15 protein-coding genes are annotated in these 20094 nt (G+C 50.1%); 3 read left to right on the top strand and 12 right to left on the bottom strand.

From position 1 onward, the window contains the following. Positions 1–9 precede the first annotated feature (9 nt). The 7 genes from dnaX to holA form a co-directional block, all read right to left on the bottom strand. On the bottom strand, positions 10–1887 hold the full coding sequence (gene dnaX, locus BUA83_RS01440) for a DNA polymerase III subunit gamma/tau (protein WP_072934401.1): 1878 nt from the start codon (positions 1885–1887) through the stop codon (positions 10–12). Positions 1888–2270: 383 nt separating this feature from the next. Next, a complete protein-coding gene (locus tag BUA83_RS01435; RefSeq protein ID WP_159430460.1) occupies positions 2271–3215 on the bottom strand; it encodes an alpha/beta hydrolase in 945 nt (314 codons plus the stop codon). A 159-nt stretch (positions 3216–3374) separates the two neighbouring features. Continuing rightward, the gene (gene clpB, locus BUA83_RS01430) at positions 3375–5948 is read right to left on the bottom strand and encodes an ATP-dependent chaperone ClpB (RefSeq protein WP_072934400.1); all 2574 of its coding nucleotides are present in this window, start codon (positions 5946–5948) and stop codon (positions 3375–3377) included. A 139-nt stretch (positions 5949–6087) separates the two neighbouring features. Beyond that, the gene (locus BUA83_RS01425) at positions 6088–6930 is read right to left on the bottom strand and encodes an alpha-1,2-fucosyltransferase (protein WP_159430459.1); all 843 of its coding nucleotides are present in this window, start codon (positions 6928–6930) and stop codon (positions 6088–6090) included. 57 nt (positions 6931–6987) lie between these two features. After that, positions 6988–8298: a sensor histidine kinase gene (locus tag BUA83_RS01420; RefSeq protein ID WP_072934398.1), complete on the bottom strand. Its 1311-nt coding sequence runs from the start codon at positions 8296–8298 to the stop codon at positions 6988–6990. Between the two features lie 6 nt (positions 8299–8304). Continuing rightward, complete coding sequence (locus tag BUA83_RS01415; RefSeq protein WP_072934397.1) at positions 8305–8979, bottom strand: response regulator transcription factor; 675 nt, start codon at positions 8977–8979, stop codon at positions 8305–8307. 65 nt (positions 8980–9044) lie between these two features. Next, entirely contained in the window at positions 9045–10106 is a 1062-nt protein-coding gene (gene holA / locus BUA83_RS01410; RefSeq protein ID WP_072934396.1) for a DNA polymerase III subunit delta, read from the bottom strand. A gap of 138 nt (positions 10107–10244) precedes the next feature. On the opposite strand from holA, the gene BUA83_RS01405 reads away from it, so the two are divergent. The 3 genes from BUA83_RS01405 to BUA83_RS01395 all read left to right on the top strand — a co-directional run bounded on the left by BUA83_RS01405 (position 10245) and on the right by BUA83_RS01395 (position 14431). Next, positions 10245–11534 (top strand): nickel-dependent lactate racemase family protein, encoded by a 1290-nt coding sequence (locus BUA83_RS01405; RefSeq protein WP_072934395.1) that lies wholly within the window; start codon positions 10245–10247, stop codon positions 11532–11534. Between the two features lie 186 nt (positions 11535–11720). Then, a complete protein-coding gene (locus BUA83_RS01400; protein ID WP_234988190.1) occupies positions 11721–12803 on the top strand; it encodes a S66 peptidase family protein in 1083 nt (360 codons plus the stop codon). 44 nt (positions 12804–12847) lie between these two features. Beyond that, on the top strand, positions 12848–14431 hold the full coding sequence (locus BUA83_RS01395; protein ID WP_234988209.1) for a C69 family dipeptidase: 1584 nt from the start codon (positions 12848–12850) through the stop codon (positions 14429–14431). Positions 14432–14528: 97 nt separating this feature from the next. Here BUA83_RS01395 and BUA83_RS01390 read toward each other — a convergent pair whose 3' ends face one another. The 5 genes from BUA83_RS01390 to BUA83_RS01370 form a co-directional block, all read right to left on the bottom strand. Beyond that, positions 14529–15788, bottom strand: a complete 1260-nt coding sequence (locus BUA83_RS01390) for a sensor domain-containing diguanylate cyclase (protein ID WP_072934393.1) — start codon at positions 15786–15788, stop codon at positions 14529–14531. A 136-nt stretch (positions 15789–15924) separates the two neighbouring features. Further along, complete coding sequence (locus tag BUA83_RS01385; protein ID WP_072934392.1) at positions 15925–18342, bottom strand: DNA internalization-related competence protein ComEC/Rec2; 2418 nt, start codon at positions 18340–18342, stop codon at positions 15925–15927. Continuing rightward, positions 18339–18893 carry a ComEA family DNA-binding protein gene (locus BUA83_RS01380; protein ID WP_327287939.1) on the bottom strand — a complete coding sequence of 185 codons (555 nt, stop codon included), beginning with the start codon at positions 18891–18893 and terminating at the stop codon, positions 18339–18341. Before BUA83_RS01380 ends, BUA83_RS01385 begins: the two co-directional genes overlap by 4 nt. 32 nt (positions 18894–18925) lie before the next feature. Next, positions 18926–19498, bottom strand: a complete 573-nt coding sequence (locus tag BUA83_RS01375; protein ID WP_072934681.1) for a cob(I)yrinic acid a,c-diamide adenosyltransferase — start codon at positions 19496–19498, stop codon at positions 18926–18928. Between the two features lie 58 nt (positions 19499–19556). Beyond that, complete coding sequence (locus BUA83_RS01370; protein ID WP_072934390.1) at positions 19557–20093, bottom strand: nitroreductase family protein; 537 nt, start codon at positions 20091–20093, stop codon at positions 19557–19559. Position 20094: the final 1 nt, after the last annotated feature.

Genomic DNA, 20094 nt, shown 5'->3' with positions numbered 1-20094 from the left:
ATCCCACACTCATTCCTCCGGAGGAAGCGGCGGAAGCTCGTCCTCATTAGGAAGAGGCGCGTCATCATCTGTCGGAAGAGGAATATCGTCATCAGGAGGCAAAGGAGCTTCTTTTTCAGGTTCAACCGTCCCCGTTCCTCCATTTTCCCCCTCCGGCAGAGGCACAAAATTACTCCCGAAAACAGCCATGGCAGTATCCATCTGCTTTCGCTCGTCAGGAGTCATGGCCTCCATATCCTTCTGCACCTTTACCTGAATAGGAGATTTTTCTTCCTTCTTCTTTTTGGGCATAGGACGCGGTGCCTGCGGTGTCAGATCCGCCGCTGTTTCACATACGAGGCGCATAGGCCGCCCTGCAAGAAGCGCGAGTCTTGATTCCACAAGCTGCTTATAGTCATCACTTTCAAGACGTCTGACCAGAAACGGACTTCGCATAAACACCCTGAACGCTCCCTGAGTAATTCCCCCAAATTGTCCACGTGCCAGGAAATCGCCTATAAGCTTGTATTTTTCTTCTGCCATAAGATTAGCAAGCAATGCCTGCCACAAGGTTTTCCCGTCATCCGTCATCTTAAAGGCTCCACCCGGGACAGGGGCCGACGGCTGAGCGGCAGCCGCCCCCGTTCCGGCAGCAGGCATATTACCTGCAGGAATGACCGGAGTAATGACAGGCACCTGCTGCGAACGTGTGGCAAGAGCGGATGAAAGTGCCTGCAGCTTTGCCTCAAGCTGCGCAATCCTTACAGAATCCGTCCCCTGCTGCACAGGTACAGTTCCCGCAGGAGAAGCAGTCATCATGGCAGCCCGTGGTCTGCAAAGTGCCAGCAGTGCAGTTTCCACTGCAATACGCGGCTCTGATGTCCACCTGAGCTCCGTAAGGGCCTCATGCAAACGGTCCAGCATAGGCGCAAAGTCATCGGGGGAGAAAAATGACGCTCCCTCCTTCAAAGTCTCTTCAGAGGTCTCATAAAGCTCTACTCCCTCCGTACTTCCGACTGCCTGAAACACCATAAGGGAACGAAGCTCCGCTATCATCTCACCCACCAGCTGTCTGAGATCCTTTCCCTCCTGCATAAGCTCACCCAGCGCCTTTAGAGCTTCTGCCGCATCCTTTCGTGAAACAGCCTTTAGTATCCGCACAACCCAGTCGTGTCCCACAAGGCCCAGAACCTCCTGAACAACCTTCACGCTGACCTTTTCCTCCGCAAGAGAAGCACACTGATCAAGCGTAGAAAGAGCATCTCGCATACCGCCAGCCGATTCACGGGCGATAAGCGAAAGTGCCTCATCATCCGCTGATATTTCAGAATGGTCGGCAACGTAGCGTAGGCGCTCAGCGATATTCTTCACTGAAATACGCTTGAAATCATACCGCTGACACCTCGACTGTATCGTAGCAGGTACCTTATGCACCTCTGTCGTGGCAAGAATGAAAACGACACGTTCAGGCGGTTCTTCAAGGGTTTTCAAAAGCGCGTTGAAAGCCTCCGAGGTCAGCATATGCACCTCGTCAATTATATATACCTTATATTTCCCGTTCGCCGGAGCAAACTTTACCGTCTCACGAAGGTCGCGAATTTCATCAATACCGCGGTTTGATGCGGCATCAATTTCAAAAACGTCCATTGAGGTTCCGTCATTTACGCGGCGGCAGCTCTCACATTCGTTGCACGGCTCAGTAGACGGACCTTTTTCACAGTTAAGTGCCTTCGCCAGAATCTTCGCGGTACTTGTTTTACCTGTGCCCCGCGGCCCGGAAAAGAGATATGCGTGACCTACGCGTCCTGTCTCAACTGCCTGTGAAAGAGTACGGCTCACATGCTCCTGTCCCACGAGGTCAGGAAAAGTTTTCGGTCTCCATTTTCTGTACAGCGCAACATACGCCATATTCTCCGCTCCTTTCCGCATCATAAAGATATTATAACTTAAAGGATAATGTTTGCCAAAAAATTATCTTTTAAGTTTCGTCGAGCTTGCCTCGACATAATGCATTAGTTCAAGTTTTGCCAAAAGCAAAACTTCCTATGTCAGCGTTTCAACGAGGTTTTTACCGAGTTCTAACTTAAATGGGCTGTGAAAAAAGCAACAATAATGCCTTCTCCTTTAGGAGAAGGTGGGCCCGCAGGGCTCGGATGAGGTGCTCCCCAAAGTGCCTACTATGTACATAAATAGCGGCTCTCCTTGGTGTACCTCATCCACCACTACGTGGTCCCCCTTCCCCAATGGGGAAGGCAAGAAATGCCTTTTTCACAGCCCCTTTGCGTTTATTTTTACATGTTGCGGTCAGCAAAACGGAAAACTGTCGGAAAATATTCCTTATCCTGATAAGCGGCCGCATGAGGATATCCCTTTGCGGTGTACTGCTGCTTTCCCGGCGCCTTGCATGCCGTATAAAGCTCCTGCATCATATTATAGGGCACAAGCTTATCCTCATCACCGTGTATAAAAAGCACAGGAATCTTTACATCGGCAACGACATGCTCGGGAGATGCCTCGGCAAAGCTGAAGCCGGCACGGTTCTCACAGCACAAATCCGCAATATCCAAAAGCGGAAATGCAGGAATACCCAGAATTTTATCAATTTCCTCAGCAAAAAGCTGTTTTAATCCCGAATAACCACTGTCCTCCACAACGGCATCAACACCTGGCGCGGGCTGTGCGGCAGAAAGCATTACCGTTGCCGCACCCATTGAAACACCATGCAGCAGAATTTCCGCCTTCGAATCACGTTTTCGTATTTCCCTTGCCCAGTCGTTCACATCACGGCTCTCAAGAGCTCCCATTGTAAGATACATTCCCTCGCTGCTGCCGGAGGAACGCATATCAGGCGTTACCGCGTGATATCCCGCTTTCAGATACTCTTCCGCGTAGTCCCATATATATTCCTGTCCCAGACCGTAGCCGTGAACAATTATAACCCAGCGGTGGGATTCCGCTGCCGGGCTGAAATGTGTCGCCTTCAGTGCCAGTCCGTCGAAGGACTGCATTGTCCATTTTGCCCCTTTAAAATCCGGCCGTTCAGCTTTCTTTATTGCTTTTCCGTTGCCTTCAATAGCACTTCTGAAAACAGCCGGAGGTGCCTTGGGGTCTCCGAGTGTTCCTCTCTTCAGCGCCATATCTATAAAAAGGCTTCCCGCAATATAAACTGCTGCGGTAATAAAAAAAGCCATCGTAAGCACAAAGGTTACAGAGGCTGTCAGAATAATCTTTTTCAAAATTAAACCACCTGTCCTGCCATCTATCTGTAAACAAAATAACAGCCCAGAATGAAATCTCAATGAAATCATTCCGGGCTTCGTTAATTGTTAAATTCCTTTCGAAGTGTCTGACGGATATCTGCTTAATCACCTGTCGCAGTGTAAAAACTCCGAACATCACTCCGCTTTTTTCGCCGTGAAGCTGCCGTCTTCGACATCCACAATAACAGTATCGCCTTCCTGTACATCGCCCCTTATTATCTTCTCCGAAAGAAGCGTTTCAATTGCGTGGCTCAAAAGTCTGCGGAGAGGACGTGCGCCGAAGTTCGGATCAAATCCCTGATTTGCAAGCTCATCTATGGCCTTATCCGTCCATTCAAGATGCAGCTTGACCTGCTTTTCAAGACGTTTTCCGAGGCTTGCCATAAGATGCGCGGCAATCTCTCTTACCTGAGCCTTTTCAAGTGCCTTAAAGACGATGATATCGTCCACACGGTTCAGGAACTCCGGTCTGAAATACTCCTTCAGAAGGTCCTTTACGGCACTCTTTGCTTCTTCAAAATCCTTGTTCAGGATTTCGTGTGAGCCGAGGTTAGATGTCATGATGATGACAGTGTTTTTGAAATTCACAACACGTCCCTTTCCGTCCGTAAGACGTCCGTCGTCAAGAATCTGCAAAAGGACATTGAATACATCACGGTGGGCCTTTTCAATTTCGTCCAGCAGAATAACACTGTAAGGACGGCGGCGGACCGCTTCCGTAAGCTGACCTCCTTCATCATAGCCAACATATCCCGGAGGCGCCCCGATGAGACGCGCAACAGAATGCTTCTCCATGTACTCTGACATATCAATGCGGATCATGCTGCGTTCGTCGTCAAACAATGCCTCCGCAAGAGTTTTTCCAAGCTCGGTCTTTCCTACACCTGTGGGTCCAAGGAATATAAACGAACCGATAGGACGGTTTGGATCCTTGATACCGGCACGGGCTCTGAGTATTGCCTGGCTTACGACCTTAACAGCTTCATCCTGTCCCACAACACGCTCGTGGAGAACATCCTCAAGGTGAATGAGCTTTTCACGCTCTCCGGTGAGCATCTTAGTAACAGGAATTCCTGTCCAGCGGCTGACGACCTGAGCAATATCCTCTTCACTGACCTCCTCCTTCAAAAGGCGGCTGTCGGTCTTTTCTCCTGCCCGCTTTTCTTCCTCTTTAAGCTGACGCTCCAGCTCAGGCAGTCTGCTGTACTTAATCTCAGAGGCCTTCATAAGGTCTCCGCTGCGCTCTGCCTGCTCCATGCTGTTTCTGGCATCATCCATTTCCTTTTTGATAGCACGGACACGCAGAATGCCTTGTTTTTCAGCCTCCCAGCGTGCACGAAGCTCGGCTTCCTTCTTTTTAAGCTCCTCTTTTTCATTCTGAATGGAATTGAGGCGTGCCTTTGAGCCTTCATCGGTTTCCTTGTTAAGTGCCTGTTCCTCTATCTCAAGCTGCATTATTTTACGCTGTACCTCGTCAATAGGCGCGGGTACAGACTCAATTTCTGTTCTCAGCTTTGCTGCAGCTTCATCCACAAGGTCAATTGCCTTATCCGGAAGGAATCGGTCGGAAATATATCTGTCAGAGAGAGTCGCCGCCGCTACAAGTGCCGCGTCGCGTATGCGGACACCGTGATGTACCTCGTAGCGTTCCTTCAGCCCGCGCAGAATTGATATTGTATCCTCAAGTGTCGGCTGTCCCACCATGACAGGCTGGAATCTTCTCTCGAGCGCCGTATCCTTTTCTATATATTTGCGATATTCATTGAGCGTTGTTGCGCCTATGCAGCGAAGCTCGCCGCGTGCCAGCATCGGTTTCAGAAGGTTTCCTGCATCCATCGCGCCTTCGGCAGCTCCCGCGCCAACGACAGTATGTACCTCATCGATGAAAAGAAGAATCTGCCCGTCAGATTTCACAATCTCATTGAGCACCGCCTTCAGACGTTCCTCAAATTCACCGCGGAATTTTGCTCCTGCAACAAGAGAACCCATATCCAGCGAATAAAGTGTCTTGTTCTTGAGCGATTCCGGCACATCTCCGGCGATTATACGGCGTGCAAGTCCCTCGACAATCGCGGTCTTGCCTACACCAGGCTCACCTATGAGTACAGGATTGTTCTTCGTGCGGCGTGAAAGTATTTCAATCGTGCGTCGGATTTCTTCGTCCCGGCCTATTACAGGATCAAGCTTTCCTGCACGTGCCGCCGCGGTAAGGTCACGGCCGTACTTCTCAAGAGACTTGTAGCCATCCTCAGGATGGTCGCTGGTGACATTCTGCTTGCGGTTTTTCTTGATTGATGCCTCAATCTTTGATTTTGTCAGTCCAAAATCCTTACAGATTCTCTGTATATCCTCGCTTCCGTCTGTCACAATCGCAAGAAGCAGATGCTCCGTGCTTATGAACTCATCCTTCATATTGGAAGCTGTTGCCTCCGCCTTTGCAAGCACCCGGGAAAGGTCAATTCCCATTGTGAGCCTGTCCTGACCCTTTACGCTTGGAATTTTTGACAGCTCCTGCTCAAGACGTGCCTTAAGCATCGGAAGGTCCGTATTGGCTTCATCAAAAATTGTCTGCAAAAGCCCCTCAGGCTCCTTTGCCAATGCCAGCAAAAGATGTGCGCTCGTTATTTCCTGATGATAATGAAGCGCAGCAGTCTGCTGGGCAGACTGGAGTGCCGTCAATGTTTTCTGTGTGTATTTTTCTTCTCCCATAATCGTTCCCTCCCAAATGCAAGAACGCAAATATTCTAATCAAACCGGGCGACGTCATCCCGGTTTCTGATTTTATTATAAAGCAAAAAGACAAAAAGTCAAATATATTTTTGACTTTTTGTCTTTTATTTTTTCCGAGTTATTGCGGAACAAATTCCGCATTGGATATTTTCCAGCTTGAAATATTGCAGGCGTTTGGAGCACGGCACAAAAAACCTGCCAGAAGGCTGAAGGAGCTGCGGTCTGAAACACGGTTCACGCACATAGACATCAGCTGCATATCTATATATGCTTTTTCCTTTTTGTGCCCCTCGACGATAACCAGTCTGTCCTTCAATCCGCTTAATCCAAGCGCATCTGCATTTTCCCTGCACCACGGTATATCATCGGAAAAAAGAAAATACCGCTGTGGCGCTCTGTGCTCCTCCATCCATTTTATACGCTCCGCGAATTTCTCCGCAGGAGCTGACCAGCCGAACTGCGCCATATCTCCACGGCGGACGTGGATAGCAGTAGACTGCCTGCTGAGCTTTATTATTTCAGCAAGCTCCCTGTCCTCCGATTCCAGGGGTGGAAACTCAAAAACCTCACGAAGCTCTCTTTCGTAGAATCTGAAGAAGCCGTCACTGAGCCAGTAGCCATGAAAGTAAGCATCACGTGATGGAATAGGGATTTCGCTTTCTGACTTTGTCTCCAACACTTCCCCGTCATAATTAAGATTTTTTACCATGCGCTCGCGGACAACAGTAAGAGAGAGCCCTACATCCTTCATCATCTGTGGCAGACTTTTTCCTTCCTCATCTCTTGCCCTTACCATCATATCCCAGGTTTCCCTGTCGAAACGCTCACTCATGCGGGGTGCATGAATGCCGAATATACGCTCCAGCTCGTATCCGTTATGCGGAACCTTACTACCGAAAAAAGCCAGATCATCCAGCACACATTCATCCTTCACCTGATGCTGCAACCAGTAAAAAAACATATACTGAAACATCTGATTGCCAAGACCGCCGTTAATATATACCAGCTTAATAGGGCATCATTCCTTTCCCCGGCGAAGGGTAACAGTAAACGTCGTACCTTTTCCCTGCTCGCTCTTCAAATCAATAATACCGTTATGAAGGCGTACTATCTCCTGTGCTATGGCAAGCCCCAATCCGTTGCCGCCCATTTCACGGGAGCGTGCCTTATCAACACGATAAAATCTGTCAAAAACCTTCTGCTGGTCCTCAGGTGAAATACCGATACCCGTGTCCTGCACGTCAAATGATACCCGTGTAGGCGACGGAGTACTGAGTCTCACTGACACCGAGCCGCCGTCAGGCGTGTATTTCAGCGCGTTATCAACGAAAATCAGCACAAGCTGCTTCAGCTTCTGTTCATCGGCGCGGATGAATACTTCCTTTTCACCCTCCCGCTTCAGGGTTATATTTTTCTTTTCCGCCAGAGGCTGCATCTTGCGCATTGTCTGGTCAATGACTTCACCCAGGTCAAATCTCGTAAGCTTGAGCTTCAGTGCCTGATTATCACTTCTCGCAACTACAAGAAGGTCACTGACAAGCTTTGTCATCTTTTTGACCTCATCCCGTACATCGCCTATGACCTGCTTAAGAAAGGGTGATTTAATTGAAGGGTCATTGTCAAGAAGCTCTGCAGAAGCCAGCACTACGGAAAGGGGTGTTCTGAGCTCATGGGACGCGTCAGCCGCGAACTGCCGCTGCTTCTCATAAGCCTCCTTCAAAGGAATAATTGCCCTTCCTGCCATGTTGTAGCCTACGCCCGTCGTTATTATGAGAGCCAGAACAGCGATGCCTGCCAGTGTCCACGTAGCCTTACGAAGTCCCAGATACACAGCTGAAATTTCTTTTCCTACGAAAACAACGCCGAGAATCTCCCCGTTCAGTTCTACCGGGTGAGATGTCATCATCACGCGGACCTGTCTCTTCTTGATTTCCCGTGTGAATACCATAACCTCCCCGATTATCAGCTCATCATCCTTCCAGTCCTCGATGATATCAAGAACAAAAGGCTCGATGAGGATTGACGAACGGGAAAAATTAAGCATCCTGCCGTTATTGTCAAACACATAGAAAAAAAGCCTGTCCTGACTGCCCTTCAGCTCCGAGCGGTCATCAAGAACAAGCTCCGGATGCTCCAGAAGAAGCTTCTGTCCGTAAGCAATATTCTGCGCCGTCTCCGTAAGCTCACGCGCCTGCTCCGAGGTAACAGCCCATTTCATGCAAAAGTGCATGAGAAAAACAAGCACAATCAAAAATACCGCCATGATGACAGAATAATAAAATGTCAGCTGCTTTCGGCTCTGCCGAAAAACATTATCAGACACTGCCATTCAGCTTCACTCCGCTTCCAACTTGTACCCCACGCCGCGAATCGTATGAATCATCATCTTTCCATCCCCAAGGTCGAGCTTTTTGCGGATAAGCTTTACATACGAATCAATATTATTCGAGCTGACCTCTGATTCAAGCCCCCAGATACGGTCCAAAATAATCTCACGTGGAACAACTATGCCGATGTTCTGCGCCAAAAGGTCAAAAATCTGAAATTCCCTCGGTGAAAGCTGGATTACAGCCTCACCCTTCTTAAGCACCTTTGCCGTACGGTTCAGCGTAAACTCACCAATCTGCACCACATCCTGCTGAATCTTCTGGCTGCTGCGGCGCCCGAGAGCGCGAAGGCGTGCAAGAAGCTCCGCAAACTCAAATGGCTTTACCAGATAGTCATCTGCCCCCGCATCAAGTCCCGAAACACGGTCCTCAAGAGTATCCCGCGCCGTCAGTATAAGAATTGCTCTCTCATATCCGTGCTCGCGGAGTCTCTTGCAGGCCGCAACACCGCTTTCTCCAGGCATCATCCAGTCAAGCACAAGAACATCGTATTCCTCATAGGTAGCATAATCAAAAATTTCATCTCCGCGTTTTACCCACTCCACGGAAATTTCATTCTGCTCCAGCATATACTGTATCAGCTTTCCAAGCTTCGGATCGTCCTCTGCCAGCAATACACGCATAGTATCATCCCTTCTGAATAAGTTACCTGTATTTTGCACGATTCATCTGAAAAAGCAATGAACCCTCATTTTCTGCACAATGCTATTACTGCTTCTTCCAAAAGCTCTTCTCCGCCCTGCCCTGTTTTTAGTTTATAATCCGCGTCACACAGGAAAAGGAACACCCTTCTGAGCAGCTTCGCATCAAAGCCCTGTGCCGCCCTTCCTATTTTTTCCGCAATAACAGGATTAAGGTTCAGAGGCTGCCCCAGAGCCCTTCCCCTGACACCGCGTGCCATAAGCTCCTTTGCCTGCCAAAGCTGACGTACATGGCGTGAAAGGCCGGCAAGAATAAGCGGCAGATACGTTCCCTCAGAAAGCTGCCGCTCAAGAATCACTATCGCCTTTTTCACATCCCTTGCACTTACGGCATCCAGCATTGCAAACCCCGAAACCTCAGGTACACTTGCAAATACCCTTGATATATCTTTTTTTGTAAATCTTCTGTTCTCTGTCGAAAGAGCAAGCTTATTAAGCTCCTCATCCAGAAACTCAAGCTCGATGGACTGCATCATTGATACCGCGTTCATGAAATAAGCCATCGCCTCACGGTCAAGCTCGCGGTTAAGCTCAGAAAGCTTTCCCCGAAGCCACTCGTCAATAGTCCACGGGCGCTCGCGCTCCGCTTCAAGGACCGCTCCCACGGATTCCACAAGCTTATATATTTTCCGTCTTTTATCCGCCTTTGCGGATGTCTCAAATATCACATAGCTTGTGTCAGGCATATCTGAAAGACGGTCCATGAGCCGTTCCATCGGGTCTCCCTTCTTACGGCTCTTTGCTTTCTTTTCTTCCTTGTCTCCATCCTTGTCGCCCTTCTTTTCCCTGAACAAATTTGAATTTCGTACAAGAAGAACAGTTTTTTCAGCAAAAAAAGGAACTGTATCAATCAAACCGGTAAGCTCATCCGCGGAAACATCTCCGTCGAAGCTCTGAACACACTCGGAGCGGGCAGCTTCCTCCGGAACAAGCGCCTTCAAAACTGCCTGCTCCGCTTTTCCTATATAATATGTCTCCTCTCCTGCGAGAAGGTACACATGCTTTGCACCGTTCCTGCGCAGTGCCGCCAGAAATTGTCCGTACTTCATGCCGCCACTCCCTTCAACTCTTAAATATATAATAATATATAAATTATTTTTTATCCATCTTCCATCATAAATCAAAATTCAGTATAATATAGTCAGGTACAATATTTATAATTTATAATTTTTGGGGGAGGTATCTCGATGAAAGACTATACGTTCCACTACGGCCGCGGTGAAAAAACATTCTCTATTGATGAATCCCGTGTGCTTAAAGAAATCCGCATGCCGGAGAAATCACCGCTGACGGATATCCCGTCTGCCGTTCTCGAAGCCATCCGCAACCCGATTGGCTGCCCATCCCTTGACGAAATAGTAAAACCCGGCGACACCGTTACATTCATCTGCAACGACCCGACGCGGGTAGCAAACAGCTTCGATTTCATGCCGGTACTTCTCAACGAACTGAACCGGCTCGGTGTACCCGATGCAAACGTCCAGATTGTATTTTCCCTCGGCTCCCACCGTCTCATGACAGAGGAGGAAATGGCAGAGGGCGTAAGCCCCGAGGTGGCAGGCCGCGTAAAAATGTTCAACAGCGACTGCAACATTCCCGAGGACTTTGAATACTTTGGAACAACGAGCCGCTTCACGCCTGTTCTCATCAACAAACACATATGCCACAGCGACCATGTAATCCTGACGGGTACCATTGTCCACCATTATTTCAGCGGATACGGCGGAGGGCGCAAGGCAGTTCTTCCGGGCTGCGCCGCTATGGAGACAATCCGCCACAACCACAGCTTCATGATGGACCCCCATGCAGGTCTCGGCGCGACGACAGGAAACCCTGTTTACGAGGATCAGATGGAGGGCGTCAAGCTCTGGGCCGATGCCATGAAAAAACGAGGCACCAATGTCTTCCTCTTTAATGCTATTCTCGACGCTGAGCATCGCTTCCTCAAAATGTTCGCAGGTGATTATATTGCGGCTCACCTTGAAGCCTGCAAATTCGTTGACGAGGTTTACGGCGTTCCCATTGATAAGAAAGCCGATGTCGTTATCGTCAGCTGCGGCGGCTATCCGAAAGACATCAATGTATATCAGATGCAGAAAACAATGGACAACTCCGTACTTGCAGTGCGCGAAGGCGGCGTTGTAGTGCTTCTTGCAGACTGCGAAGAAGGCAGCGGCAGCAAGGTTCTTGAAGAAACCTTCCGCCGTCTGAAAACCCCTGAAGCAATCGAAGGAGAGCTTGCAGGACACTTTGTCATCGGCGCAAACAAGGCATACGCTGTCAGCCGTCTGATGACGAAAGCCCATTTCATTCTCGTAACAAGCCTTGACCGCCAGCTGGCAAAGGATATGCTCTTTACAGGCGCCGTCAATGAAGTTGATGAAGCCCTGAAGCTCGCCGAGGAATATGTCGGCAAAGACTACAGCATCATTCTCATGCCGACGGGAAGTCTCACCGTCCCACTTTACAAAGGCTGATTTCTCTTCCAAACATCATAGAAAAAGCACAGCCATTGCAGCGGCTGTGCTTTTTCCATGCTTAAAATGCTGTTCATTGCAGCACATATAACTCTTCCAATTTTGTTATAATGTTATTTAGCGCGATTTCTCCTTTGGAGAAAATTGGATTTGCGTCATTTTGAAACAGGACAGGAGCGATGAGATATGAAAAGAATGGCGACACTTGCTGCTTTTGTGGCGGCGTTTTCTTTTTTTGGCGGAGTGACGGCGGAAATGGGCGTCATGGATGCGCGGGCGGAGGCCCGACAAACAGTGCAGCATTCTGAGACGCGCTCCCGTGGCAGCGCGCTTCGTCCCGGAGACTGCATAGGCATCGTCGCGCCCGCTTCCTGGCTGGAACGTGAAAAATGGGAAAAGGGCGTACGGCTTTTGAAAAAGCACGGCTACCGTGTGAAGCTCGCGCCGTCCTGCACGACTGCCAACGGCTTTTTCGCAGGAACGGATTCGGCAAGGGCATCGGATCTCAACCACTTTTTCGCTGATGACGAGGTGAAGGCGATTATTTGTCTGCGAGGCGGTTACGGTTCAGTGCGCGTTCTGAACAAGCTCAATTACACGGAGATTGCCCGCCATCCGAAGCTTTTGATTGGGTTTAGCGATATCACAGCGCTGCATACCGCCCTGGGTGAAAAAAGTGGGATTGTCACCGTGCACGGGCCTATGCTCGGCTCACTGGCCGGCGACCATCTGACAGCGTATACGGAGCAGGAATTTTTCCGGGGTATTGAGTCCTACGAACCGCTGGGTGCGCTTCCGACGCCGAAAGGCGCACCGATGAAGGCCGTCATCCCCGGTGAGGCGGAGGGTGTCCTGATGGGGGGCAATCTCAGCATAGTGCTTTCATTGGTCGGGACGCCGTATGAACTGAAGGGCGACGGCGCGCTGCTCTTTTTGGAGGACGTGGGCGTGTCGTCTTACCAGATTGATCGGGCACTTTATCAGCTTTGGCAGAACGGACTGCTCCATCGGGTGAACGGTATTTTGTTCGGGGCGTTCACGGGGGGCGACGACGATCTGGACCCCGGTGATCCTACGACAGCGGAGGTTATCGACTATTACGCGCGGCTCGTGGGAAAACCCGTCATCAAAGACGTGCCCGCAGGCCATGTTTCGAACAACGCGTTCCTCCCCTTCGGCGTCCGGGCGACGATGAAGGCAAACGATGACGGCACTGCAAGCCTTGTCTTCGACGAAGCTGCGGCACTGCCGCCAAAAAACGCAAAATAATTATTCATATTCAGGAAGGAGAATCTCTTTTGAAAACAAAGTCAATGATTGCTTCCGTTGCGGTGAGTGTTCTTTGTTTCGCTGCATCCTCCGCAGAGGCCTGCACCACGGCGATTGTGACGCGCGGAGCTTCTGCCGACGGCAGCGCCTATGTCACACACTCCAACGACACCTTTTCCAGCGATCCGAATATCGTATATGTCCCGGCGAAGGACCATGCACCCAGAAGTATGCGGAAGGTCTATCCCTCCGCAATCGCATGGGACGACCTGCCGGAATACGCATGCTTCTCGAACCCGCGCCTCGTCGCGCCGGAGCGCGCCGACGCCTATGCCTGGCCCGGCAAGGAGAGGACGAAACCTCTCGGGGAAATCCCGGAAGTGCCCCACACTTACGCTTATATTGACAGCGACTATGGCGTAATGAACGAACACGGACTGATGCTCGGCGAATGCACGAACGGTTCCCAGCGTCTGGAATATCTGGAGCCGAAACCCGGCCACGGCATTTTTTACGCGTCGGAACTTGGGCGCGTGGCGCTCGAGCGCTGCCGCACCGCGCAGGAAGCAGTTCGCCTGATTGGCGGCCTGATAGACGAATATGGCCTTTGGGGTACGGGCGAGACGCTTCTCATCGCTGACAAGGACGAAGGATGGGCGCTGGAAATGCAGCCGACACCTTCGGGAAAGGGCGGATTTTGGATTGCCCAGCGAGTTCCCGACGGAGAATTTTTCGTCGCGGCGAATCAATTCCGTATTCGGGCGATAAAAGAGAACAGCCCGGATCAGATATTCAATCCGAAACTGCCCAAAATGCTGAACGAAATCGGTTGGGCTTCCTATGACAAGAAAGGCAATCTCGACTGGGTCCTTTCAATGAAAGCCGCAGAAGATTACCATCCGTATTATTCCCTGCGCCGCGTATGGCGTGCCCTGAGTCTAGTCGCGCCCTCGACGAAGCTTCCTGCAAAGGTGCGGAACTGGGACACGGACGCGTATCCGTTTTCGATTCGTCCCGACCATCTGCTGACGCTGCCGGAAATCATGGAACTTCACCGCGATGCCTGTGAGGGGACGGAATTTGACCGCACGAAGGACAACGGCGCGGGGCTTTTCGCATCGCCGTACCGATACGGAGACAGCAAATGGGAGCGTACCATCACGGCGCGTCATATCGCATATACCTGGATTACGCAGACGAATGAAAAAAATCCTGCACCATTGATGTGGCTTTCGATGAACGCACCGGCGGAAAGTGTCTATATCCCGCTGGCCGTCGCACCGCTTCCGGACGCTTACACACAGACCGACAGGACGAAATACGACGCCGAAAAGGCATGGTGGATTTCCCAGCAGGTGACGATACTGACGCGCGGTTATTACAGCGCGCTCCACCCCGAAGTGGCAGAAGCTGCCCATCAGGCAGAAAAACGTTCGATGGCGCTGGTATCGGATGCAGCCGGGCAATCGCCCGAAGACTTCGCTGAAACGCTTCGCAAAAACGCGGAGCGCACCCTCGCGGATTGGAAATCGCTCTACGGCAATCTCCTCGCCACCCATGACGGCGACCACCATATCGACTACGACAAATCCCACCGCCCGAAAGCGGACAATGTGGAAAAATATTGAGAATTGCACATAATTTACCGATATGAAATACAAAACGAGGCTGAGACAAAATGAATTCCATTTTATCTCAGCCTCGTTTTTATTTTTCTGTTATTTTTTAATCGGCGTTTACAATCTCCGAGAATACGCAGCACTGTCCATCACCGAGGCTGCGTGTAAAGTAAAGCGCCAGGTCGCACTGACGAATCAGGGCGTCTATCGGCTGCGAAGCATCTCCTGTCGTTGTAATACCCATATTGGCGGACAAGAGAATCGGATTTTTATCCTTTTCGCAGTATTCACTGATTTTATCGAGTACTTTCTTGAACTTCTGTTTTAGCCCGTCAAGAGGACATGCTCCTATGTAAGCCAGCAGGAACTCACCGCCACCGAAGCGGCATACCATAGCCTCCGAGAAAACCTCACGAAGGAAGCCCGCGACGGCGATAAGGGCGTTATCACCGCACTGAGCGCCATAGGTATCATTGAGCTGTTTGAAGTAGGAAAGGTCAATCCGCGCAATCGTAAGTGTCTGGTCAGCACGGTTCTGTTCTATGTACTCGTAGAAATAACGGCGGTTTGCAAGACCTGTCAGCTCGTCCGAGCGAGCTGCCGCCAAAAGCTCAGCTTCGTAGCTTCTAAGCTTAGTAACATCCCGGGCGATACCTACCGTTCCCATAATCGTACCGTCAATATCCCAAAGAGGAGTCTTATATGTCTGCAAAAGGCGTATACTGTCTGCATCCATTACGTGCTCGTCGAACACGCAGGTAACACCCTTTCTCATTACCTCTTCCTCTGTCTCAAGGCAGACAAACTCTCCCTTGTCGTACTGCTCCTTTGTAAGGCCCCAGATGTAGTAATGACCGCGGCCCTCAATATCCTCACGGGGTTTCCCGACAACATGACAGAACGCGTCATTGACCTTGAGGTGCGCACCCTTCTTGTCCTTGAACCAAATCATATCAGGAGAAGTATTGATTGTCGTATCAAGATACTGCTTTGTGAGCCATGCATCCATATCTTCCTTAATATCGTGATATAGACGCTCCACATAATATTGTGCCAATGCCTCATTCGGCTCAAGCGGCCAGATGTCATCCAGCACATCGAGAGATTCCTCTGACAGCTTTTCAGGGGAATCGGTACATATAATAATCCTTGTAGTCGGAGCAAAGCCCTCGCATATTTTCTCCGGTCTGCAGTTTTCGTCAGCCCGCAGTATAACCGCCGTCGTATCCTTAGGCGGATTCATCGGAATAGTGTCCGTCGTCTGAATCTCATGTGTGAACCGCTCCAACGGCTCAACTGCCTTCATAACCTTTTCCCAAACCGGTGAAAGGTCAGCCAATATAAAACGGGATGTAACGTGGTACATAGTCTGCCTCCTATGGGACTAATTGTGCAAATTCATGCTCATATAAATCATATCTTAATGATACACATATGTCTAGAAGTTTACAGCAAAATATCATATGAAATTTTCATATAGACAGCCGTTAATCCAGTTATGATTAAAGCCATGAATCCACGCGCATTACATCACCGTCTGTTCTGAATGTTACCGCGCCGTTTTGGTCAGTCCTGTACACCTTTATTCCATGATTTTCCAATGCCTGCAAAGTCTCCCGGTTCGGATGTCCGAAACTATTACCGTCCCCGACGGATATGACTGCCCACTTAGGCTGAACCGCAGAAAGAAACGGCTCTGAAGAAGATGTTTTTGAGCCGTGATGACCGACCTTAAGAACGCTGCTTCTCACATCATGCTTTCGAATCAGCTCCTTCTCCTTTTCCTTTACAAGGTCTCCCGTAAAAAGGAAGGACGCGTTCCCATATGTCACCCGGTACACATTTGAAAGCTCGTTTTCCGATGTCCTGCTGCCGGCAGCCTCCGGAGCAAAAAGCACTTCTATTTTTACACCGTCAATAATAATCTCAGTCCCCTCGGGAGGTGCAGTAAAAACAGTCTTTGCCATGTCACGGGAAGAAAGCCTCATGGCTGCCTGATACACCTCTTTACCCTCGTGGGCAGTAAAAACTGTGCCTGCCGGCAGCTTCCGTAATATTCCTCCTGCCCCTGCGGAGTGATCCTCATGGGCGTGTGTAAGGAAAACCGCATCCAGAGCGCGCACTCCATGCTGCAAAAGATAAGGAACGTCCACACGGGTACCTATATCAAAGCCGGCATCCCGCGTTCCCCCCGTATCCATCATAAAGGCCCGTCCGTGAGGCGTTATGATAAGCGCGGAGTCTCCCTGTCCTACATCAATAAAATGCACGCTCATCTCCGGTGCACGAAAAAAAGAACTCAATCCGACGAAAAAAATTCCTGCAAATACAGCAAGAGCTGCGGCCCGTCCTCTTGTTCCCCGAATAATATTAACAAGATATTCCTTGCGTTCCCTGTCCTGAAGCCAGAATACAATAACACTGTAATATAAAAGAGCAAATCCCGCGCCCATAGGAGGCAGATACACCTGACTCATGGGAAGCTCCGCCAAAAGCTTTGACAGCTCCGAGGCTCCGCCAAAAAGCAGACTGTCTCCCGCGAGTATAAATCTCGCCGCCATTGGTAAAAATGCTGCTGCCATCCCTGAAAAGAGTGCCGCAATCATTATGAGCTCCAAAACAGGTACGACGAGAATATTCGCCAAAAGAGAGCTTAACGATACTACATGAAAATACCATGCCAAAAGAGGAAGCACCGTTGCCTGTGCCGCAATGGTAATCGAAAGGCTTCCCGAAATCCATTCAGGAGCGTTTTCAAGCACCCTCAACTCACGAAGCCTTGGTGCAATATAAAGAAGTCCTGCCGTCGCCGCAAACGAAAGCTCAAAGCTTATATCAAACAAGAGCCAGGGCGACCATAGCAGCATCAAAAGACCTGTAACCGACAAAATCTGACGGGCATCCCTCTCCCGTTCCAGTACAAGTGCCAGCGCCGCGACGATGCCCATTATTCCCGACCTGACAGCAGGAGCGACTGCCGACGCCAAAAGCACATAAACGGAAATTGCCGACACAATAACAACTGCCGTTATACCCCTGCGCAGTCTCAGTGCCCTTCCAAGCCATGCGAACACAGCCGCAAGCAAAGTGATATGGGAGCCTGATACTGACAAAATATGCACAATTCCTGTTGCGGTAAAGGACTCCAGAACCTCTGCCCTGATTCCCTCATATCCGCCGAAAAGCATGGCAAAAATCGCCGCAGCATCCTCCTCAGACATTGCCTCTGAAAGTGCGCTGCGGTAATGTCTCCTGACCTCTGTCAAATATCCGCTCAAAGCCGAAGCATCTCTGCCAATAACTTCTACAGCACCTTTTTCCGCCGAAAGTCTTGCCGTTATTCCCTGACTCCGGGCCTGTCTTTCAATATCCAACTGTCCGGGATTTTTATAGCCGCGGATTCTTTTTATTCTTCCCCGTGCACGGAGAATATCTCCCTCCTGTATCTTCGGGATATCTTCCTTTCGAATAGCGTTTCCCGCCACATACAGCCTTCCTTCGGCTTTATTCCTTTCAACATCCGTCTTAATTGTCTGCGCCTCAACAAGGCAGCGGAATCTCCAGCCCCTTCCGTCCGAAGACGGCTGTATTGATAAATCTCCATGCACTGTCCCTGTTATTTCCGCATTTTTTCCTGCGGCGTAAAAAACATCCTCACGCGAAAGCTCAGCCACCGTCCAGAAGCGCACAGCACCAAGCACACAAAAAAGCAGTGCACAAAGGGCAACCGTCCCTACACTGCTCTTTTTTCTGAACAATATTATGAGCGGAAGCAGCACTGCTCCCACGCATAATAAAAGCATAAAAACTTCCGAAGAAATTCCGCCGCCCTCCAGTGCCGTCCACATTAACCGGATGCCGGCACAAAATGAAGCCAGAAGAAGGTTCAAAAAGCTGAGTGGTGCCTGTCCCTCTCTCATATAGCTATCCGATCCTTCATCTTTTCGTATTTTGAAGGGCCTATGCCCCTAACCTTCTGAATGTCCTCAGGCGCCTCAAACGGGCCATGCTCATTGCGGTAATCAACGATGCGCTTTGCCATCGCCGGTCCTATCCCCGGCAGCTTATCAAGGCCTGCGGCATCTGCAGTATTTATGTTAACCTTCCCCTCCGCCGTTTCCGACTTCGCCATCCCCGGCTGCGCTCCTCCGGATTTTACATTCTCAGGAACGCGAATCTGCATTCCGTCGGTCAGCTGCTTCGCGAGATTTACTCCCTCCATATCTGCTGTCGGCAATGCCCCTCCACAGGCTTCGATTGCCTGTCCTATCCGGTCATTCGCCGAAAGCTCGACAACACCGGGGCGCTTTACCGCCCCTGTCACATACACAGTCACCCTGGCAGGCTTTTCAGGCGCCTCTGCCCTGTCCAGCCTTACAGCCTCCTGCGGCTCAGCTGAAAGAAGCCATCCTGTAAACCCCAGCGCCCCTGCCGCAATCAGCAAAAATATGAATAACGTTTTCTTAAACACCGGCACAAGCTGCACCCCCATTCAGCCGACGCTCAGTTCTCAATTCCCTTTCGTGCTTCAATACCCTTTTGATAATAGTGCTTTATTTCCTTCATTTCTGTTACGAGATCAGCCCTTTCCGTTAGCCAGTCCGGTGCGTTTCTTCCCGTGAAAATAAGCTCTGTCCCCTCGGGAACATTGTCCAAAAATTTTTCTACCCTTTCCCTTCCGATCAGGCCGAAAAAAAGCGCGACATTGATTTCATCCAAAACCACAAGACCGTACTTGCCGGAGCATGCTTCCTCCGCTGCCTCGTCAAAGCCGTCCTCAATCATTTTTACATAATCAGCCGGCGGCTTCCCGGGAGGAAAAACAACAACGTCGTTCCCCCATGCCTCTCGTTCTTCCGGCGTAAGCATCCCCTCAGCGGCAATAAAAAAAGGCTTGCCTGTAGTCTTCAGCACGAGCCTCGGGAAAAAATCCCGAAGCACATGCTGCTCACTGTAAGCAAGCCCTTTCATAAATTGCATTATATATACGCGCATTCCTGCGCCTATCGCCCGCATGGAGATTCCTATCGCCGCAGTAGTCTTTCCCTTACCGGTTCCCGTGTACACCTGCAGCATAATTTTCTCCCCCGACTGCTCCGCCTGTCTGCAAAATAGGCGGGCATCATTTTTCAAATCATTTAATAATATTGACGATATTATCCTCCATCGAAAGCACACTCGTCGCTACGACAGTCTTTTTATAACCAAAAGCACCGACACAGAGAGGCGAATATCCACGCGGAACACTCATCTGGTCCAAAACACTCTTTCCTGCCTCAGTTTCAAACAGCTTCGGCATTGCCGCGAGCCAGCAGGAACCGATTCCATATTTATCGGCAACCAGCATCATGCTCCCGAACACCATGTTCGCCGCATCCTCGACAAACTTATTATCCTTGCGTCCCGATATAATAAGAAGCAGCGGCGCTTCAATCGGCAGAAAATCCTTTATATCCGGAATCGCAGAGGACTGCTCAGTATGCACATCGTAAAGCTGCTTTATGAGCTTGCGGTTCTGCAGGATGGTAAAATGCCATTCCTGATTGTTTACAGCATTCGAAAGCGCCTTTCCTTCCTCAAGAATCTCCATAAGGTCTTCATCCCGAATCGGCCGTTCCTCAAACTGCGAAACACTACGGCGCATCAAAACATTTCTCAAAATATTATTCATC

It is taken from the genome of Schwartzia succinivorans DSM 10502 (genome assembly GCF_900129225.1).
Lineage (GTDB): Bacteria > Bacillota > Negativicutes > Selenomonadales > Selenomonadaceae > Schwartzia > Schwartzia succinivorans.
Note: the sequence above shows the minus strand (reverse complement) of the source record. Positions and strands in the feature narration are given on the sequence as shown.